General features: G+C 61.7%; 15 protein-coding genes. 5 read left to right on the forward strand and 10 right to left on the reverse strand.

Annotation, left to right across the window (positions count from 1 at the left end; all coding sequences use genetic code 11):
- Window positions 1-27: 27 nt before the first annotated feature.
- Window positions 28-1,272 carry a sarcosine oxidase subunit beta family protein gene (locus ABIE53_RS29955; protein WP_006052194.1) on the reverse strand — a complete coding sequence of 415 codons (1,245 nt, stop codon included), beginning with the start codon at window positions 1,270-1,272 and terminating at the stop codon, window positions 28-30.
- Window positions 1,273-1,338: 66 nt separating this feature from the next.
- Window positions 1,339-2,733 (reverse strand): L-serine ammonia-lyase, encoded by a 1,395-nt coding sequence (locus ABIE53_RS29960; protein ID WP_107710905.1) that lies wholly within the window; start codon window positions 2,731-2,733, stop codon window positions 1,339-1,341.
- A gap of 338 nt (window positions 2,734-3,071) precedes the next feature.
- On the opposite strand from ABIE53_RS29960, the gene ABIE53_RS29965 reads away from it, so the two are divergent.
- The gene (locus tag ABIE53_RS29965) at window positions 3,072-4,154 is read left to right on the forward strand and encodes a GlxA family transcriptional regulator (RefSeq protein WP_192698919.1); all 1,083 of its coding nucleotides are present in this window, start codon (window positions 3,072-3,074) and stop codon (window positions 4,152-4,154) included.
- A gap of 116 nt (window positions 4,155-4,270) precedes the next feature.
- On the opposite strand, the gene ABIE53_RS29970 is transcribed toward ABIE53_RS29965, so the two are convergent.
- The 5 genes from ABIE53_RS29970 to ABIE53_RS29990 all read right to left on the reverse strand — a co-directional run bounded on the left by ABIE53_RS29970 (window position 4,271) and on the right by ABIE53_RS29990 (window position 9,324).
- Window positions 4,271-5,215: a choline ABC transporter substrate-binding protein gene (locus tag ABIE53_RS29970; RefSeq protein ID WP_006052197.1), complete on the reverse strand. Its 945-nt coding sequence runs from the start codon at window positions 5,213-5,215 to the stop codon at window positions 4,271-4,273.
- Between the two features lie 44 nt (window positions 5,216-5,259).
- Entirely contained in the window at window positions 5,260-6,258 is a 999-nt protein-coding gene (locus tag ABIE53_RS29975; protein ID WP_053860604.1) for a GlxA family transcriptional regulator, read from the reverse strand.
- A 7-nt stretch (window positions 6,259-6,265) separates the two neighbouring features.
- Window positions 6,266-7,168, reverse strand: a complete 903-nt coding sequence (choW, locus tag ABIE53_RS29980) for a choline ABC transporter permease subunit (protein ID WP_006052199.1) — start codon at window positions 7,166-7,168, stop codon at window positions 6,266-6,268.
- A complete protein-coding gene (locus ABIE53_RS29985) occupies window positions 7,161-8,342 on the reverse strand; it encodes a quaternary amine ABC transporter ATP-binding protein (RefSeq protein WP_192698918.1) in 1,182 nt (393 codons plus the stop codon). The genes choW and ABIE53_RS29985 overlap by 8 nt, the downstream gene beginning before the upstream one ends.
- A 646-nt stretch (window positions 8,343-8,988) precedes the next feature.
- On the reverse strand, window positions 8,989-9,324 hold the full coding sequence (locus ABIE53_RS29990) for a hypothetical protein (protein ID WP_192698917.1): 336 nt from the start codon (window positions 9,322-9,324) through the stop codon (window positions 8,989-8,991).
- A gap of 336 nt (window positions 9,325-9,660) precedes the next feature.
- Here ABIE53_RS29990 and ABIE53_RS29995 point away from each other — a divergent pair, with 336 nt between their 5' ends.
- Window positions 9,661-10,026 (forward strand): BON domain-containing protein, encoded by a 366-nt coding sequence (locus ABIE53_RS29995; protein ID WP_006052202.1) that lies wholly within the window; start codon window positions 9,661-9,663, stop codon window positions 10,024-10,026.
- 137 nt (window positions 10,027-10,163) lie between these two features.
- Here ABIE53_RS29995 and ABIE53_RS30000 read toward each other — a convergent pair whose 3' ends face one another.
- Window positions 10,164-11,180, reverse strand: coding sequence for an SDR family oxidoreductase (locus tag ABIE53_RS30000; RefSeq protein WP_006052203.1), 1,017 nt, complete (start codon window positions 11,178-11,180; stop codon window positions 10,164-10,166).
- Window positions 11,181-11,584: 404 nt separating this feature from the next.
- Between ABIE53_RS30000 and ABIE53_RS30005 the strand changes: the two genes are divergently transcribed.
- From ABIE53_RS30005 to ABIE53_RS30015, 3 genes are all read left to right on the forward strand, one after another.
- Window positions 11,585-13,378: a phospholipase C gene (locus ABIE53_RS30005; protein WP_006052204.1), complete on the forward strand. Its 1,794-nt coding sequence runs from the start codon at window positions 11,585-11,587 to the stop codon at window positions 13,376-13,378.
- A gap of 157 nt (window positions 13,379-13,535) precedes the next feature.
- Entirely contained in the window at window positions 13,536-14,987 is a 1,452-nt protein-coding gene (locus ABIE53_RS30010; RefSeq protein WP_192698916.1) for a cytochrome-c peroxidase, read from the forward strand.
- A gap of 75 nt (window positions 14,988-15,062) precedes the next feature.
- Window positions 15,063-15,752, forward strand: a complete 690-nt coding sequence (locus ABIE53_RS30015) for an HAD family hydrolase (protein ID WP_192698915.1) — start codon at window positions 15,063-15,065, stop codon at window positions 15,750-15,752.
- Between the two features lie 6 nt (window positions 15,753-15,758).
- Here ABIE53_RS30015 and ABIE53_RS30020 read toward each other — a convergent pair whose 3' ends face one another.
- Window positions 15,759-16,151, reverse strand: a complete 393-nt coding sequence (locus tag ABIE53_RS30020) for a carboxymuconolactone decarboxylase family protein (protein WP_006052207.1) — start codon at window positions 16,149-16,151, stop codon at window positions 15,759-15,761.
- Window positions 16,152-16,309: 158 nt separating this feature from the next.
- Entirely contained in the window at window positions 16,310-17,863 is a 1,554-nt protein-coding gene (locus ABIE53_RS30025; RefSeq protein WP_192698914.1) for a complex I subunit 4 family protein, read from the reverse strand.
- Between the last annotated feature and the right edge of the window lie 335 nt (window positions 17,864-18,198).

The following is an 18,198-nucleotide window of genomic DNA, read 5'->3' on the forward strand; positions in this document are numbered from 1 at the left end:
GCTCAAGTGCGTGAGTGCCTGAGTGCGTTAGTGGGCGACGGCGGCGGCGCCGTGTTCGTCGATAAGATGGCCCGTATAGAAGCGGTCCAGCGAGAACGGCGCATTCAGTTCATGCGGCTCGTCTTTCGCGATGGTGTGCGCGTACGCCCAGCCCGAACCCGGCGTCGCCTTGAAGCCGCCCGTGCCCCAGCCGCAATTGAAGTAAAGGCCCTTTACGTCGGTCTTGCTGATAATCGGGCAGGCGTCCGGCGACACATCGACAATGCCGCCCCACTGACGATTCATCCGCACGCGCGAGAACACCGGGAACATTTCGACGATGGCTTCGAGCGTCCCTTCGATAATCTGGAAACTGCCGCGCTGACCGAAGCCCGTGTACTGATCGACGCCCGCACCGATCACCAGATCGCCCTTGTCGGACTGGCTGATATACGCGTGCACCGCGTTCGACATCACGACCGTATTCACCACCGGCTTGATCGGTTCCGAGACGAGCGCCTGCAACGGATGGCTTTCGAGCGGCAAGCGAACGCCGGCCATGTCCGCGAGCGTCGACGTATTGCCCGCGGCCACGATCGCGACTTTCTTCGCCTTGATGAAACCCTTCGTGGTGTCCACGCCCGTCACCTGGCTGCCGTTACGGCGAATGCCCGTGACCTGGCAGTTCTGCACGATGTCGACGCCGGCCTGATCCGCGCCGCGTGCGAAGCCCCAGGCCACCGCATCGTGACGCGCGACGCCGCCGCGCCGCTGAATCGACGCACCGAGCACCGGATAGCGGCTATTCAGATTGATGGTCGGCTCGATTTCCTTGATCTGCGCGGGCGTGAGGAATTCGGCATCGACGCCGTTCAGCCGGTTCGCATTCACACGGCGCTCGGTGTCGCGCACGTCCTGCAGCGTATGCGCGAGATTCATCACGCCGCGCTGGCTGAACATCACGTTGTAGTTCAGATCCTGCGAGAGTCCTTCCCACAGTTTCATGGCCTTTTCGTAAAGCGCGGCCGACTCGTCCCACAGATAATTCGAGCGCACGATGGTCGTATTGCGCGCCGTATTGCCGCCGCCGATCCAGCCTTTTTCGAGCACGGCGACATTGCGCACGCCGTGTTCCTTCGCGAGGTAATAGGCCGTGGCCAGACCATGCCCGCCGCCGCCGACGATCACCACGTCGTACTCGCGTTTGGGCTCGGGACTCTTCCACTGTCGTTCCCAGTTCTCGTGATACGACATCCCGTTGCGCAATAGGCTGAATATCGAATAGCGGCTCATCATTGATCCTTGTGGGTACTGTCGGTGCTTGCTGCCTGATGCTTCATGGAATATGCAATGCTTGCTTCAACATTCGATGACGTTCACGGCCAAGCCGCCGCGCGACGTCTCCTTGTATTTCGTCTTCATGTCCGCGCCGGTTTCGCGCATCGTCTTGATGACGTTATCGAGCGACACGTAGTGCTGGCCGTCGCCCTTCATCGCCATGCGCGCGGCGTTGAGCGCCTTGATCGCGCCCATTGCATTGCGTTCGATGCACGGAATCTGCACGAGTCCGCCGACTGGATCGCAGGTCATGCCGAGGTTGTGTTCCATGCCGATTTCCGCTGCGTTTTCCACTTGCGTCGGCGTGCCGCCCATCACGGCGGCGAGCGCCGCGGCGGCCATCGAACAGGCCACGCCGACTTCGCCCTGGCAGCCCACTTCGGCGCCCGAGATCGACGCGGTTTCCTTGTAGATGATGCCGATAGCGGCAGCGGTCAGCAGGAAGTCGACGATGCCCTCGTCGTTCGATGCATGCATGAACTTCACGTAGTAGTGCAGCACGGCGGGAATCACGCCGGCTGCGCCATTGGTCGGCGCGGTCACGACGCGGCCGCCCGCGGCGTTTTCTTCGTTGACGGCCATTGCGTAGAGATTGACCCAGTCGAGCATGGAAAGCGGATCGCGCAGCGACTCTTCCGAACGCGAGCGCAATTGTGCGCAGAGGTCGGCGGCGCGGCGCTTCACATGCATCGGTCCGGGCAATTCGCCGCGCACCTTGCAGCCGCGTTCGACGCAAGCCGACATCGCGCGCCAGATCGCTAGCAGGCCGTCGCGCACTTCCTGTTCCGGGCGCGCCGCGCATTCGTTTTTCAGCGTGATTTGCGCGATCGACAGGCCGGTTTCGCGGCACACGCGCATCAGATCATCGCCGGTACGAAACGGATGCGGCACTTCCGCGCCGGCGCGCACGCCGTTCACGCGATCGCCTTCGCGATTCACCACGAAGCCGCCGCCAATCGAGTAATACTCTTTTTCGACGAGCAGTTGCCCGTTTTCGTCGAATGCCTGAAAGCGCATGCCGTTCGGATGCACGATGCTCGAACCGGGCGCGCCCGGCATCAGCTTGCGGAAAAAGCCGATGTGTTCCCGCTCGTCGAATTTCACCGTGTGCTTGCCGAGCAACGCAAGCTGCTTCGTCTCGCGGATGGCCTGCAAACGCGGCTCGATCGTGTCGGGGTCGATCAGTTCCGGCAGGTTGCCTTCGAGTCCGAGCAACACCGCCTTGTCCGTGCCGTGCCCCTTGCCGGTCGCGCCGAGCGAGCCGAACAGCTCGACCTTCACGCGGCGCACGAAGGCGAGCAGATTGGCATCTTCGATATGCGACGCGAAGCGGCAAGCAGCGATCATCGGCCCGACCGTGTGCGAGCTTGAGGGACCGATGCCGATCTTGAAGAGATCGAAGACGCTGACGTTCATGGCGTTCCTTGTGCGTTGCAATGCCGGTTTGGCGGGATATCCGTTGAAACAGGCCCTATTGCACCGCACGTCAAATTGAACCGATAGAATAAAAACGGCATGACAGTGGGATAGTGGCGTCAAGCGCCTTGCGCGCCAAGCGTCGCGGCGTATTTACGAAGGCTTCTGACGTATTTTCGACAGGCGCTGCATTGGCGCTGCATTGGCGCTGCATTGGCGCTGCATTGGCCCGGCCCGATGGCGATTGCCGTTGCCGCTTCGGCCGCATTACGATGCATGCCGCGCCGCATCGCGGTGCTATGCTTGGCTCAACTCTTCTTTCGCTCCGGCTGCATTGCATGAACTCCGCTGAACCGCTTCCCCTTCAATCTATCGACGGTGCGCCGAAGCAGCGCATCCGCTTCGGCATTATTCTTCTGCCGAACTTCACGCTGACGGCGTTCTCGGGTTTCGTCGACCTGCTGCGTCTGTCCGCGGACGAGGGCGACTTCAGTAAACCCGTGCGTTGCTCGTGGAGCGTGATAGGGGAAACCCTTGCTCCGGTGCGCGCGAGCTGCGGCATCCAGATCACGCCGTGGGAAACGTTCGACGGCGCCGAGCCATTCGATTACGTGGTCGTGGTGGGCGGCCTGCTGCATTCGGGACCGGCTGCGAGCGACGCGACACTCGCCTTCATTCGACGCGCTGCCGCGGCCGATGCCACGCTCGTCGGCATGTGCACCGGCGTGTTCTCGCTAATGCGCGCGGGCGTGCTCGACGGCTATCGGATTTGCGTGAGCTGGTTTCACTACTGGGACTTCATCGAGCGATTTCCGTCGGTCAATGAAGAGGCGCTGGTGGCGGACCGGCTGTTCGTGATCGATCGGCGGCGTATTACGTGTTCGGGCGGACGCGCGTCCATCGACGTGGCCGCAGCCATTCTGTTGCGCCACTTCGAAACGGCGACGGTGCAGAAGGCGCTGCGCATTCTGCTCGTCGACGACATGCAAAAAGGCAACGCGCCGCAGCCGCATCCGCCGGGACTTGCGCCTGCCGCGCATCCGAAGGTTAAGCGTGCGATTCTGCTGATGGAACAGCACGTGGGGCGTTCGTTATCGCTCGACGAACTGGCGCGCAAGCTGGACTTGTCGCCGCGTCAATTGGAGCGGCTTTTCAAGGCGCAAACCGGCAAGGCGCCGCAGGCTTACGCGAAGCAGGTGCGGTTGCGCACGGCTGCGTGGTTGTTGACGAGTTCGGACAAAACGGTGGCTGACATTGCTTCGAGTTGCGGCTTTTCCGATGCGTCGCATCTGGGACGCGAATTTCGCAAGCAGTTCGGTTTGCCGCCGATGATGTACCGCGAGCAGCGCGGCACGGCGGCGGAAGCGGAAGGTAGCGGTGATTATGATGAGACGTTTCCGGGGCGGGCGCAGGCGATTTGAGGTATTGGATCGAAGCGTCCAATTCGAAATCTCGATTTGAGGCCCTTATTCATGGCCTCAAATCGCGCAGCACCAATTTTCGCGCCGCATACCTAACGCGGCGCGAAACTCCCGCTTCACTTCCCCGCCACAAACGCCTTAACCGCCGGCAACCCATCCTTACCATCAAACGTCTTCACCCCTGCAAGCCACTGATCCAGCACCGCCGGATTCGCCTTCAGCCACTCGCGCGCGGCTTTATTCGGATCGACCTTGTTCATGATCGGCATCATCACGTGGTTCTCGATGTCGGTCGTGAAATGCAGATTCGACACCAGCTTCGCGACGTTCGGGCAACGCGTCGCATAGTCGGTCGGCGTCACCGTCATCACTTTTGCTTCGCCGTAATTCGGACCGAACACGTCGTCGCCACCGGACAGATAATCGATCTTCATCTGAACGTTCATCGGGTGCGGTTCCCAGCCGAGAAACACAATCGGTTTCTTGTCGCGAATCGAGCGGTTCACTTCGACCAGCATGCCCGCCTCGCTCGACTCCACGAGCTTGAACTTGCCGAGCCCATACTGATTGCTGTCGATCATCTTCTTGATGAGCGCATTGCCGTCGTTACCCGGCTCGATGCCGTAGATCTTGCCGCCGAGCTTGTCGTAATTCTTCGCGATGTCGGCGAACGACTTGATGCCCGCCTGATACGCGTAATCCGGCACCGCCAGCGTGTACTTCGCGCCGGTCAGGTTGGGTGTGGGCAGCACATTCACCTGGCCGGCTTTCTTGAACGGATCGATCATCGGGTCCATCGTCGGCGACCAGTAGCCGAGGAACACGTCGATCTGTTTGCTCTTCACGCCGGCAAACGTGATCGGCACCGAAGCGATCGTTTTGGTCGGCTTGTAGCCGAGTCCCTCGAGCACCGTCGATGCAAGCCCGGTCGTCGCCGCAATGTCGGACCAGCCGACGTCGGCAAAGCGCACGTCGCGGCACGCGGCAGGTTCGGCGGCAATAGCGGAAGTGACGGACGACACAGACAGCGCGCACAACGACGCAGCCCACAAACGTTTCATGGCGGTTCCTCAGGGTCTCAGGGTGATGAATGCTTGACTGCTCTTTATGCCGACAGCCGCCGCTCCACGCTCGGCGCATGACCGAATTGCGCGCGATACGCCTTGCTGAAATGGCACGGCGAATGGAACCCGCAGACCGCCGTCACGCGCGCGATCGACGCGTCGGTGTTACGCAGCAGTTCACGCGCGCGGCGCAGGCGCAGCGTCAGGTAATAGTGCGTCGGCGATACGCTCAGGAACATCTTGAACATGCGCTGCAAGTGACGCTGCGACAAACGCACGAGCCGCGCGAGTTCGTCGAGCGACAGAGGCTCTTCGATGTTGGCCTCCATCAGCCGCACGACTTCGATCAGTTCGGCGCGCGTGAAGCCGACGCGCGCATCGACGGGAATGTGCTGGTAGTCGGTCGAGCCGCGAATCCTTTCGACGATGAACTGCTCGGACACCTGCGCCGCCACCGAGTGACCAAGACGCATGCCGACCAGGTTCAGCATCAGATCGAGCGGCGCCGTGCCGCCCGTGCACGTCATGCGGTCGCGGTCGATCACGAACAGCTCGTCGGCGAAACGCACATGCGGGAAGCTCTTGTGCAGCGGCGACATGTCTTCCCAATGCACGGTGCAGCGATAACCGTCGAGCAGACCCGCCGCGAGCAACGCATACGGTCCGGTGCAGATGCCGCCGAGCGGAATGCCTTGCGCGGCCACGTCGCGCAGCAGCGCGATCACCGTGTCGTCCACGTAATCGCGCACGTGCCATCCGGCGCAGACGATCAGCACATCGGGCATGCCGGCCTGTTCGAGCGTGGTGGTCGGCTTGACGGTGATGCCGTTGCTGGCCCGCGCCGGCTCGCCGTCCGGTGTAATGACCGACCATCTGTAGTGCTCCGCGCGGCCAACATAGTTAGCCATCCGTAGCACTTCGACCGCGCTCGTGAACGCGATCATCGAAAAATTCGGCAGCGTCAGGAAGCCGACGTGCGCGAGTCGGGAAAGCGGCGACCCGGACGGGGCTTCTATCGGAGTGATCGCGTCGCGCTTCATGGGCGGCTCAGCTATGCTGCGCCGCCGGCGCCCGGCGCACCTTCATCAGATTGCGCACACCCGAAAGCAGCGGCGCGCGTGCCATGCCGGGCGAGCGGCCGAAGCTCTCCGTGATGCGGTCGAGAATGATCGCGAGCATCACGACCGAGAGTCCGCTCTCGAAACCGAGCCCGATGTCGAGCCGCTGAATGCTGGCGAGCACGTCGTTGCCGAGACCGCCTGCGCCGACCATTGACGCGATGATCACCATCGACAACGCCATCATGATGGTCTGGTTCACGCCCGTCATGATCGACGGCAGCGCGTTCGGAAACTGCACCTTGTAGAGCAACTGCCACGGCGTGCAACCGAACGCCTGTCCCGCTTCCACAATTTCGCGGTTCACGTGCTTGATGCCGAGCGACGTGAGACGCACTGCGGGCGGCATCGCAAAGATCACGGTGGACAGAATGCCGGGCACGCGGCCAAGACCGAACAGCATCGCGGCCGGAATCAGATAGACGAACGCGGGCATGGTCTGCATCAGATCGAGCACGGGGCGCACCATCATCTCGACGGTGCGGCTCTTCGCGGTCCAGATGCCGAGCGGCACGCCGAGCACGAGGCTAATGAAGGTGGACGACAGCGTGAGGCCGAGCGTGATGACCATCTGATCCCAGAAGCCGGTGCCGTAGATCAGCAGCATCGCGAGCAACGTGAAGAGCGCGAAACGCCAGCCCACCCGCCACAAACCGATGCCGACGAAAAACGCCATCAGCGCCCACATGGGCACCGCTTGCAGACCGTGTTCGACGATCGCCGCAAAGCTCTCGATGACCTTGCCGATGGAATCGAAAGTCTTTGCGTCGTGGTCGAGCAGATAGTGAACGCCGTGATCGACCCAGGCGCCAAGTGGAATGATTTCAGACATGGGAACCTCGATGGCGCGTGAGAACGTGCAGCACGTTCGTCTTGTTGACCGAACCACAGTAGGAGCCGTCTGCTTCGACGACCGGCAGGGGCGCGCGGCTCGCGACGACGCGCTGGACCACATCGTCGAGCGGCGTCGTGCGTCGGATGCACTCGACGTAGTTCAGCTTCGCGGACGCGTTGCCCGTTTCGTCGCGGCACACGAAGCCGCGAATCTTGCGCTCGCTGTCGAGCACGAAAGCGTAATCGGCGCTGCCGTTCAGCGTGGCGGCCACGCTCGACACGTCGATCTGCGGCGAGTGCGCATGCATCAGCGGCACAGCGTCGGTCTGCATCAGATCGCCGGCCGTCAGATAGCGGCTCGTGTCGATGCCTTCGAAGAACGCGCGCACGTAATCGTCGGCGGGATTGGTGATGATCTCCTGCGGCGTGCCGATCTGCACGACCTTGCCGCCTTCCATGATGGCGATGCGTGTGCCGATGCGCATCGCTTCCTCGAGATCGTGCGAGACGAACAGAATCGTGCGCTGCTGCTCGCGTTGCAGATCGAGCAGCACGTTCTGCATTTCCTTGCGCTTGAGCGGATCGAGCGCGGAGAACGCTTCGTCCATGATCATCAGCGACGGGTTCACGGCCAGCGCCCGCGCGAGACCCACGCGCTGCTGCATGCCGCCCGAGAGTTGCGCGGGCAGCTTCTGCGCGAACGGCGCGAGGCCGACCTGCTCGAGCACCGCCATCGCGCGCGCTTCGCGTTCCTTGCGGCCGATGCCCGCCACCTCGAGCCCGAACGCCGCGTTCGAGAGCACCGTGCGTTGCGGCATCAGCGCGAAGGACTGGAACACCATGCTCATGTCCTTGCGGCGCAGCGCGGTCAGTTCGCCGCGCGGCACGCTGGCGACATCGCGCCCGTCGATCAGCACCTTGCCTGCCGACGGCTCGACGAGCCGGTTGATCAGGCGAATCAGCGTCGACTTGCCGGAGCCGGACAGGCCCATGAGCACGAAGATCTCGCCTTCCTTGACCTCGAACGATACGTTGTGAACGCCGACGATCTGACCGGTGCGCGCGAACACTTCTTCTTTCGTCGCGCCTCCTGCCAGCATGCCGAGCGCCTGTTTCGGGTTGGTGCCGAACACCTTGCACAGCCCTTCGACCACGACCTTGGGGGAATTCATTGAATGCTCTCCTATGTGGGCCGGAGTTGGTGCAAAGCACTTACTCTGGTCCCATGCAAAGCTGTCGGGCAGAGTCGGTGCTTTAGCACCTTACTCTGGTCCCATGCAAAGCTGTCGGGCAGAGTTGGTGCTTTAGCACCTTACTCTGGTCCCATGCAAAGCTGTGGCGGACGTCCGTCCGCGCTGTGCATACATAGTTGCCAGAAAAAAGTGCGACTAGCCGACTATTTGCGACAACCACATGTGGAAATACGACACCTATGTCGCGTGGTTGCTGTCGCGCCAGCGTGGAAGCCTTGCTGCGCAAGGGTTTGACGCATATCGACGAAGTGCGCCGAAGATGTCGTTCCAAGCCAAATGAAGGCTTTTTTGGAGCAAAAAAACGGCGAGGAAATACGAAATGCGGGGGTGTCGCGGCGCAACAGACGTTGGTGGTCAACGCCAACTCGCGTCGGGAATCGTCTGGCGAAACGCAGATGACACGCGAAACGCCAGGAGACAACGCGTCCGCTAAGGGCTCTCAACGAGCGGCGAGCCATTGCAGCAGCCGCCTGCGAAGGCTGCCGATGTCAGCGCCTTATCATGCGTTTTTACGCGTGCAGCACGAGCATCGCGCCGCACGACTGCAATGATTGCGGATGAGGACCTACTGGCTCGCGCCCGTACCGATGCCCGCTTTTTTCTGCGCCTTCTGCAGATCGTCCGGATAGTTGGGGTCGTTGCGCGACGGCTGATAGCCCGCATCCTCGAGCTTCTTCAACTCGGCATTCTTCTTTGCGCGAGCCTGTTTGCGTGCCGCTTTGCGCTCCGCCTTGGTCGGCTTGGCGGTGCTGCTCGCGCCGGTCGCGCCGGTCGCGCCAGGTTGGGCGGTCTGCGCGTTCGTGTCGGTCGTGGTTTGCGCGGCGGCAAGCGGCATGCCGCCTGCTACCAGCGCGGATACGGCGAGGCCGAGCATCATCTGTTTGATGGCAATGGGCTTCATGGCTAACTCCTCTCAAGTTGGCAATTGCATTCAGTTTGCTCAGAACGCATCGTTCACTGCCGCGGATACCGCGCGATGATGCCATGCACGGCCGCAGTCAGAGCTTAATGCCAAACCGCATCGCGCGTGTGGTTGCCAGCACCTCGGCAGTTCGCGCCACGGCCAGTTTTTTTCTGCATGAGCGCGCGTGCTGAGCTATTGTTTAAGCGCGCCGGGAGCGCCGCCGCGGCACGCTTGAACAAAACAGGACGCTCCCAGTGAGAAGAAAACCGCTCACAGGCGTGTGTTTTTTTGCATGCAACGAAGCGACATTAACTTTTCCAGGATGGAGAAAACGTGAAAACAGTCAATCTTTTAAAGGCGCTCGGCATTGCATTGTGCGTCGCCACGGCGTCGAGCGCGTATGCGCAAGCGAGCGATGCGGCAATGGCCGACACGACCGCATCGTCGACTGCGCGCACAAAAGCGGTGAAAAAGACGGACCGCAAGCTCGGCCTCGACGTGCGCAAGGCGTTGTCCAAGGCACAAGGCTTCGACGTGTCGAACGTATACGTTCGGGCTCGCGGCGGCGCGGTTACGCTGACCGGATCGGTGCCTGACGGCGCGCAGATTCCGCAGGCCGAGGACGTGGCGAAGAATGTCGCCGGTGTGAAATCGGTGTCCAACAAGCTGACCGTGGCCACGCCGAACGGCGGAGGTTGAACGCCCGGCTTCACATGATCAACGGCGTCCTGCCGGATTGCATCGGACGACGAAGGGTTGCGCCTCGCACTGCTTTACGCGCATACGGCGCTACCCTTTGTCCCGGTATGTGAATCACAAGTCCAACGGCGCGCCGCTCACACGCGCCCCGCATGCGACGACCTCGCATAGCGCGCGAGCATCCACACCGCGGCTGCACCGGCAGCGAGCATGACGGTTTGCCGCGGATGCATCGACGCCTGCGTGTACAGGCTCGACTCCAGCACCCTGCGCTTCTGTCCCGAACGCTCGCGCAACGCGCCGTCGTCGCCATGATTGCCGTCCGGCGTGCGCGGCGGTTCCTGCGTACGTTGCGAAGCAATGCCGATGCGGCTCATCACACGGTCGTACAGATTCGGCGCGCGACGAGCGAACGTCACCATCGCCGCCGATGCGCCGCCCACATACAGATCGCGAACCGGCGTGCACGCCGCATGCAGGATCGCCTTGGCGACGATGTCCGGTGCATAGACGGGCGGCGGCAACTTCGGCTGCACGTCGAGATGATTGCGCGCGTGCTCGACGAACTGCGTATGAATGCCCGATGGTTTAATCAGCGTGACGGAAACTGGCGCGCGCTCTTCGATCAACTCCATGCGCAGCGTGTCGGTGTATCCCTTCACTGCATGTTTGGACGCAACGTAAGCGGCTTGCAGCGGCAATGCAATATCGGATAGCTCGCTTCCCAGGTTGATGAGCGCACCGCCGCGCTGCTTCAGGTGCGCAAGCGCGATCATCGATCCCTGCACGACGCCCCAGAAGTTGGTCTCGAACAACTCCTTCTGCTCGTCGATGGGGACATCGGCGCAGCGTCCGAAAATCGAGCCGCCCGCGTTGTTCACCCATGTGTCGAATCCGCCGAAGCGCGCGATGGCCTTGTCCGCGGCGGCCTGCAATTGCGCCTGGTTGCTCACGTCGGCGACCGCGTATTCAACCAGCGCCCCCTGATCGCCGAGTTGGGTGGCGAGCGTGCGGAGCGCTTCCTCGTCGCGCGCGATCAGCATCAGGCGCGCTCCCCTGCTGGCGGCAAGACGCGCGGTCGCAAGACCGATGCCGCTCGTCGCGCCGGTAATGACGATGACCTGCTGGGAGACGGGTTTGAGCTTCACTGTCATGGCAAAGTCCTCGAAAGAAGTAACGAATGGCGGCAGCTAACCGTGGAGACGGCGCACTGCGCGAGCCGGGTTCGCGTGTTGCAGCATCTGGCGTGCCGACTCGTGTTGCTCGAGCAAATCCCGCGCGCGGCGCCCCGCTCCCGCCAATTGCCGCGCGGCTCGCGGCACAGCATGACAGCAGACCGTCAGGAAGCGTTATGCAAATGAATGGCGATCGAGAGCCAGCGTAATATGCGCGCCCTTAAATCTTAATCATCGAATGCTTCAATGCGCGCAGCCTGTCGGGGCTGCCGCGCGCACGTCGACAGGCACAGCACCATTTCCAATAAACAAGATCTTCAGCGGACTCCACACGTGCATCAATGGAAGCGCTGAACGGCGAAGTCGAATCTGGAGCCTGTCACATGTTGCGCAGAACCCTGTTACCCATCCCGTTTGCCGCGTTGCTGACGCTCGCCGCGTGCAGCGATCACAGCGTCAATTCGACCGCGTCGTCGACGCCGGCTTCGTCGCCGGCGCCCACGGTGACCGCGCAGGACGCCGTGGCGACCGCGACGCCGATCAAGCACGTCGTCGTGATCTTCGGCGAGAACGTGTCGTTCGATCACTACTTCGCCACTTATCCGCAAGCGGCGAATCCCGTGGGCGAGCCGCAGTTCACGGCAGCCGCGGGCACACCGGCGGTCAACAACCTCGCGAACAACAATCTGATCGCGACGAATCCGAATGCGCTTTCCACGTCGCCGAATACGGCGGGCCGCACGGTCGGTGCCGTGACGATTGCCGGTCTCGGCCTTCCCGCCGCGGATCTGCTGCCGTTTCGCCTCGACCGCTCGCAGGCGAACACGTCGAGCCAGAACCACGCGTACGCCGCGGAACAGCTCGCGTACAACAACGGCGCGATGGACTCGTTCCCGCTCTTCACGGCCGCCGGTTCCACCATCGCCGGCAGCACGGGCGCATTCGCGACCAAGGGCCAGGTGCTCGGCTATTTCGACGGCAACACAGTCACGGCGCTATGGAACTACGCGCAGCACTTCGCGATGAACCAGAACGCGTACACCGACACGTATGGTCCGTCGACACCGGGCGCGCTCGCAGTCGTGTCCGGACAGAACAACGGTGTGATCGTTGCGGGCGGCACGTCGGGCAACGCGATTCCGGATTCGGCCGGCGGCTTCACGATGGTCGGCGACCTGGATCCCACGGGCGACGTCTGCACCCTCGCGGCGAACAGCGCCGTGACGGGCACGATGTCGTCGAACAACAAGAATATCGGCGACCTGCTCAACGCGAAGAACATCACGTGGGGCGGCTTCATGGGCGGCTTCAATCTGCAGACGGTCAACGCAAACGGCACCACCGGTTGCGCGCGCTCGACGTTCTCGCAGGTGCTCAACGCGACGAAGACCGACTACGTGCAGCACCATGCGTGGTTCCAGTACTACGCGAGCACGGCGAACCTCGCGCATACGCGTCCTTCGTCGACGGCTGTGATCGGTGCGACCGATCCGCTGGATAACACGGCAACGCCGGTTCATCACCAGTACGACACCGATGATTTCTTTGCCGCGGTGAAGGCGGGCAACTACCCGTCGGTCAGCTTCCTGAAGGCGCCGGCTGTCGAGGACGGCCATCCGGGCAACTCGGACCCGATCGACGAACAGGCATTCGTCACGAAGGTCGTCAACTTCCTGCAACAGCAGCCTGACTGGAAGAACACGGCCGTGATCATCGCCTATGACGATTCGGACGGCTGGTACGACCATCGCTACAAGGCGCCGACGAGTTCGTCGTTCGACTCGACGACCGCGCAATCGGCGGGCGGCAAGACCGTGGCGGGCAGCGACAACCTGAGCGCGGCGGGCCAATGCACGGCAGCCGGCGCGGTGCAGCCGCAAGGCGTGAACGGCGGCGCGGTGAACGGCCGTTGCGGTCCGGGCACGCGCACGCCGTTTGTCGTGGTGTCGCCGTGGGCGAAGGCTAATTTCGTCGACGACACGGCGATCACGCAGGCATCGGTCGTGAAGTTCATCGAAGACAACTGGCTGGGTGGCCAGCGCATTGGTGGCGGTTCATTCGATGCGACCGCGGGCAGCATCATGAACATGTTCGACTTCGCGGGGTCGGGCAACAATCCGCCGTTGTATCTCGATCAGAACCTCGGCACGAAGCTCGCGACCGCGCCGGCAATCTGAGCGTAAGCGTGAGCCTGGGTTGCGCGTGAACCTTGCCGTCTTTCGACGGCCGCGCGCAACTCATCGCACAAGCGTAATCAGGCGTCGAGCCAGCCCCTGCATGCTGGCTCGATTCGCTTTTTTCATCGTATACGAAGCACTATTCGTCATCATCGCCATGAACCGATCTTCAGACGCCGCCCTGCCGCCGACCCTTCCCGCCGGCGGCGAACCGGGTCCCATTGTCACGCGCCGCTCGCTGCTGAAACTCGCGGCATGGGGCGCTGTGTGCAGCGTGATTGCGGCCGTTGCGCTTGGCGCGTATGCACTGGTTTATCCCGAGCGCATGCCGGCTGCTGTCGGCGCAATCGTTGAAGACATCACCGGTGCGAATCCGCAACCCGTGCATCTAATGCGACCGGCTCGCGCGCCGTTGAGCGCCGTCGCACTGCTCGGCAAGCAGATTTTCTTCGACCCGTCGCTGTCGGCTTCGGGCACGCAATCCTGCGCGTCGTGCCACTCGCCAAAGAATTCCTATTCGCCGGACAACGCATTTCCGGTTCAGCTCGGTGGCGCGCATATGAATGAAGCGGGTTATCGTCCGCCGCCGTCGCTCACTTATCTGTATCGGCAGGCGCCGTTCAGCATTGGCCCCGATCAGGGCGACACCGACGCGCCCGTCGATCTCACGCAACTCGCTTCGCAAGCCGCCGGCGTGCAGCGCGCACAGAAGACCGCCCTCGCCGCGCCCGCCGCTCCGGCGATGGTGCCGCAAGGCGGACTCTTCTGGGACGGCCGCGCCGATACTTTGCAGGACCAGGCAATTGGCCCGCTGACGAATCCAGTGGAAATGGCCAACAAGACGCCGGAAGACGTCGCGCACAAGCTGCTACAGACAAAGTACATCGATCAGTTCAAACAGATCTTCGGGCCGGCGATTGCTGCGAACCCGAGCCTGCTGATCTCCGAGGCGATGTTCGCAGTGGGCCGCTATCAGATCGAAGATCCGTCGTTTCACGCATTCACCAGCAAGTACGATTATTGGCTCGAAGGCAAAGCGCGGCTCACGCATGCCGAACTGCACGGCCTGCAATTGTTCAACGATAAAGACAAGGCCAACTGCGCGGGCTGCCATTTGAGTCAGCCGACCAGGGACGGCCTGCCGCCCGTGTTCACCGACACGCAATATGAAGCGCTTGGCGTGCCGCGCAATCCCGCCATTCCCGCGAACAGGGACCCGAAGTTCTTCGATATGGGGGTATGTGGGCCGTTTCGTGATGATCTCGCGAAACAGACGCAATACTGCGGCATGTTCCTCACGCCGACGCTGCGCAATGTCGCGAACCGCAGGGTGTTTTTCCACAATGGCGTCTATCACGACCTGAAGCAGGTGATGGACTTCTACAATCTGCGTAACACGTCGCCGGAAAAAATCTATCCGCGCGATGCATCGGGCCACGTGCAGAAGTACAACGATTTGCCCGCGCAATATCACGCGAACGTGGATGTTTCCGACGCGCCTTTCGACCGCAAACCGGGCGACCAGCCCGCGATGAGCGAGGAGGACATTCAGGACATCATCGCGTTTATGAAGACGCTGAGCGATGGCTATCGCGAGGGCGGCTCGTGAATGAGGCTGCGCAGCGCCTCGCGGGCCGTTGAGGTATTCTTGCCGGTTCCGCGACCTCTTGCCCTACTCCAACCGATGGCCGATTTCCCCTTCGACGCCGTACTCTTCGATTGCGACGGCGTGCTCGTCGATTCAGAACCGATTACGAACCGCGTGCTCACCGAAATGCTCGGCGAATTAGGCTGGCAATTGAGCATCGAAGAGACCATGCGGATTTTCGTCGGCAAGGCCGTGAAGGATGAAGCGCCGTTGATCGAAGCGCGGACCGGCGTGGCGATCACCACCGACTGGCTAATGCAATTCCGCGCGCGCCGCAACGCAGCGCTCGATAAAGAACTGGCCGCCATTCCGGGCGCTGTCACAGCGGTTCGCGCTATTCATGCAGCGTTGAATGGACGCATTGCCGTTGCGTCCGGCGCGGACCGCGTGAAAGTCGAATTGCAATTGACGAAGGCGGGCATTCTAGAGTGCTTCGAGGGCCGCATCTTTAGCGGTCACGAAACGCCCCGCAGCAAGCCATTTCCCGATGTTTATCTGGCAGCGGCGGCGGCGCTGAACGTGGACCCGGCGCGCTGCGCGATCGTCGAAGATACGGTGACAGGCGCGACTGCCGGCGTCGCGGCGGGCGCGACGGTGTTCGGCTACTGCCCGAATGAATTCGGGCACAGCAGCGCAGCCGCGTTGCGCGCGGCGGGCGTCGTGCAGGTGTTTCGGGACATGAGCGACTTGCCCGGCTTGCTTGCCGCGTGGCGCGGCAAGGCGTGAATCGGGCTACTCGAACGCTGCGTCAATCGGCACGCGGTATCCCACCGCGAGGCGATTGGTTTCGTTAGCCATGCCAACTACTGCAAGCAGTTCGCCGAACATCTCGTCGGTCATACCCGCACGGCGAGCGGCGGCCGTGTGACTCGCAACGCAATAACCGCAGTTGTTCGTCACGCTCACGGCCACGTAGAGCAACTCTTTCATTAACGGATCGAGCGCGCCGGGCTTCATCACGTCTTTCAGAGTGTCCCATGTGCGCGCGAGAGTCGGCGGATGCTGCGCGATGTACTTCCAGAAGTTGTTGACGTCGTCGACCTGACGCGTCTCCTTGATATCGTCGTACACGGCTTTGACTTCGGGTGACGCTGCGGAATACTCCACGGCTTTCTGCTGACTCATGGGCTCTCCTGTGTTTGACTGCATGAAAAGTGCGATTCGTGCTCGGTTCGGCAGATGCGACATATGCGGCCTATGCCGCATATTGCGTCTGCGTCCGCGTCTATTGTGCGCGCATTTTGCCGAACAGGAATCGACTATTCCGGCCTTACACTACCCTATCACCCTGGCGTGCGCGTCACCGCAACAACCGCCGCCGGCGCCGCTGCTTGCAGGTGTTCGACGCCATCGCGACGCGTCGGCTCAGGACGCATCGAGCGCTCCGATTGCGCCAGCAGCGTACCGACCGACGGATCGATTGCATCGGTGAAAGGCTTCGGATCCAGTCCGATTGCAAGCACCAGCAACGCCATTGCGCCGAGCAATACGAACTCGCGCTTACCGAGATCTTTCAATCCCGCGACTCGCGCATTTGCGATCGCGCCGAAAATCACGCGCTTGTACATCCACAACGTGTAAGCCGCGCTCAGAATCAGCGTGGACGCCGCCATTGCGCCGATCCAGAAGTTAAAGCGAATCGCGCCCATCAGCACCATGAATTCGCCGACAAAACCGGAAGTACCCGGCAGACCGATATTCGCCATCGAGAACAACATCACAAAAGCAGCGAAACGCGGCATCGTATTCGCAACGCCGCCGTACTCGTCAATGGCGGCAGTTTTCGTGCGATCGTAAAGCATGCCTGTGCACAACAACATCGCGCCGGACACCACGCCATACGACAACATCTGCACAATCGCGCCGGCCTGACCGATGCGGTTGAACACGAAAAGACCCAGCGTAACGAGTCCCATATGGGCCACCGTCGAATACGCGAGCAGTCGGCGCATGTCGGTCTGCACGAGCGCGAGAAGGCTTGCGTAGATCACGGCGACGAGCGAGAGCGTGATCATCATCGGCGCGAAAAAGTGGCTGGCCTGCGGTGCGATCGGCAATGCGAAGCGCAGCAGGCCATAGCCGCCGAGTTTCAGCATGCCGATCATCACCGCCGCGCCGGTGGGGCCGTCGAGGTGCACGTCGGGCAACCACGTATGCAGCGGCCACATCGGCACTTTCACGCCGAATGCCGCGAGAAAGCCGAGGAAAATGAGTACTTGCGGCATCGTGCCAAGCCGCGTTTCGCGCCACAACGCGAGATCGAAACTATGCGTCTCGCTGTACAGATACAGCATCGACATCAGCATCATCAGCGAGCCGAGGAACGACACGAAAAAAAACTTCACTGCGGCATACGAGCGATTGGAATGTCCCCATGTGCCGATCAACAGATAGAGCGGAATCAACGTGGCTTCGAACGAGACAAAGAACATCATGCCGTCGAGCGACGTGAATACGCCCTGCATAAAGCCGGACAACATCAGAAAGGCGCCGAAGTACTGCGCGGTTCGCTCGGTGATCGACTCCCATGAAGCGACCACGATGATGATCGTCGTCAGCGCGGTCAAGGCGACGAGCCACAGCGAAATACCGTCGACGCCGACGTGCCACGCGATGTCGAATGTCGGCGACCATCGGAAGTTCTCGACAAATTGCATCGACGTGACGTCATTGCGGAAGTTCGCGACCAGCGGAATCACCGGCACGAAACCCGCGACGGCGCCGATCAACGCGAGCCAGCGCGTGCGGCCGCGTGCGGCGTCGGAGCCCGCGCGCAGAAGCACCAGGCCGGCGACGATAGGGATCCAGATAAGTAGACTAAGAAGAGGCAATGGCATGTGCTCTATCGAAACTTGGAGTACAAAACGTCGCCGCAATGCTTTCTATTTGGAAAGTATTGAAGCGAAAATGTAGGCTTCTATTGATCGGACTCGCGTGAATCGGCAGTGCCGGAGTTCACGTTTACCCGCAGTCGAATGACAAGGGTGGAAGGTTACCAAGATAAGAATAATTTTGCATCGCAACAATGCGCGAATGCCGTAGACAATGGATTGTTGCGCCCGTGGCCTCTTGCGCAACGAATTAAAATGTGCGTTTGCACAATCCCACGAAACCTGGTGGCGACGTCGCGCAGTTGCTGAAGGAAGCGGACTTTTGCCGGCTCTTTGGGAGA

This window comes from Paraburkholderia sp. OAS925 (genome assembly GCF_040543975.1).
In the GTDB taxonomy this organism is placed as follows: domain Bacteria; phylum Pseudomonadota; class Gammaproteobacteria; order Burkholderiales; family Burkholderiaceae; genus Paraburkholderia; species Paraburkholderia graminis.

Bases quoted from the DNA above. Each gene is read 5' to 3' on its own strand.
- ABIE53_RS29955 (WP_006052194.1), bottom strand. From the start codon at position 1,272: ATGAGCCGCTATTCGATATTCAGCCTATTGCGCAACGGGATGTCGTAT.
- ABIE53_RS29960 (WP_107710905.1), bottom strand. From the start codon at position 2,733: ATGAACGTCAGCGTCTTCGATCTCTTCAAGATCGGCATCGGTCCCTCA.
- ABIE53_RS29965 (WP_192698919.1), top strand. From the start codon at position 3,072: ATGAACTCCGCTGAACCGCTTCCCCTTCAATCTATCGACGGTGCGCCG.
- ABIE53_RS29970 (WP_006052197.1), bottom strand. From the start codon at position 5,215: ATGAAACGTTTGTGGGCTGCGTCGTTGTGCGCGCTGTCTGTGTCGTCC.
- ABIE53_RS29975 (WP_053860604.1), bottom strand. From the start codon at position 6,258: ATGAAGCGCGACGCGATCACTCCGATAGAAGCCCCGTCCGGGTCGCCG.
- choW (WP_006052199.1), bottom strand. From the start codon at position 7,168: ATGTCTGAAATCATTCCACTTGGCGCCTGGGTCGATCACGGCGTTCAC.
- ABIE53_RS29985 (WP_192698918.1), bottom strand. From the start codon at position 8,342: ATGAATTCCCCCAAGGTCGTGGTCGAAGGGCTGTGCAAGGTGTTCGGC.
- ABIE53_RS29990 (WP_192698917.1), bottom strand. From the start codon at position 9,324: ATGAAGCCCATTGCCATCAAACAGATGATGCTCGGCCTCGCCGTATCC.
- ABIE53_RS30000 (WP_006052203.1), bottom strand. From the start codon at position 11,180: ATGACAGTGAAGCTCAAACCCGTCTCCCAGCAGGTCATCGTCATTACC.
- ABIE53_RS30005 (WP_006052204.1), top strand. From the start codon at position 11,585: ATGTTGCGCAGAACCCTGTTACCCATCCCGTTTGCCGCGTTGCTGACG.
- ABIE53_RS30010 (WP_192698916.1), top strand. From the start codon at position 13,536: ATGAACCGATCTTCAGACGCCGCCCTGCCGCCGACCCTTCCCGCCGGC.
- ABIE53_RS30015 (WP_192698915.1), top strand. From the start codon at position 15,063: ATGGCCGATTTCCCCTTCGACGCCGTACTCTTCGATTGCGACGGCGTG.
- ABIE53_RS30020 (WP_006052207.1), bottom strand. From the start codon at position 16,151: ATGAGTCAGCAGAAAGCCGTGGAGTATTCCGCAGCGTCACCCGAAGTC.
- ABIE53_RS30025 (WP_192698914.1), bottom strand. From the start codon at position 17,863: ATGCCATTGCCTCTTCTTAGTCTACTTATCTGGATCCCTATCGTCGCC.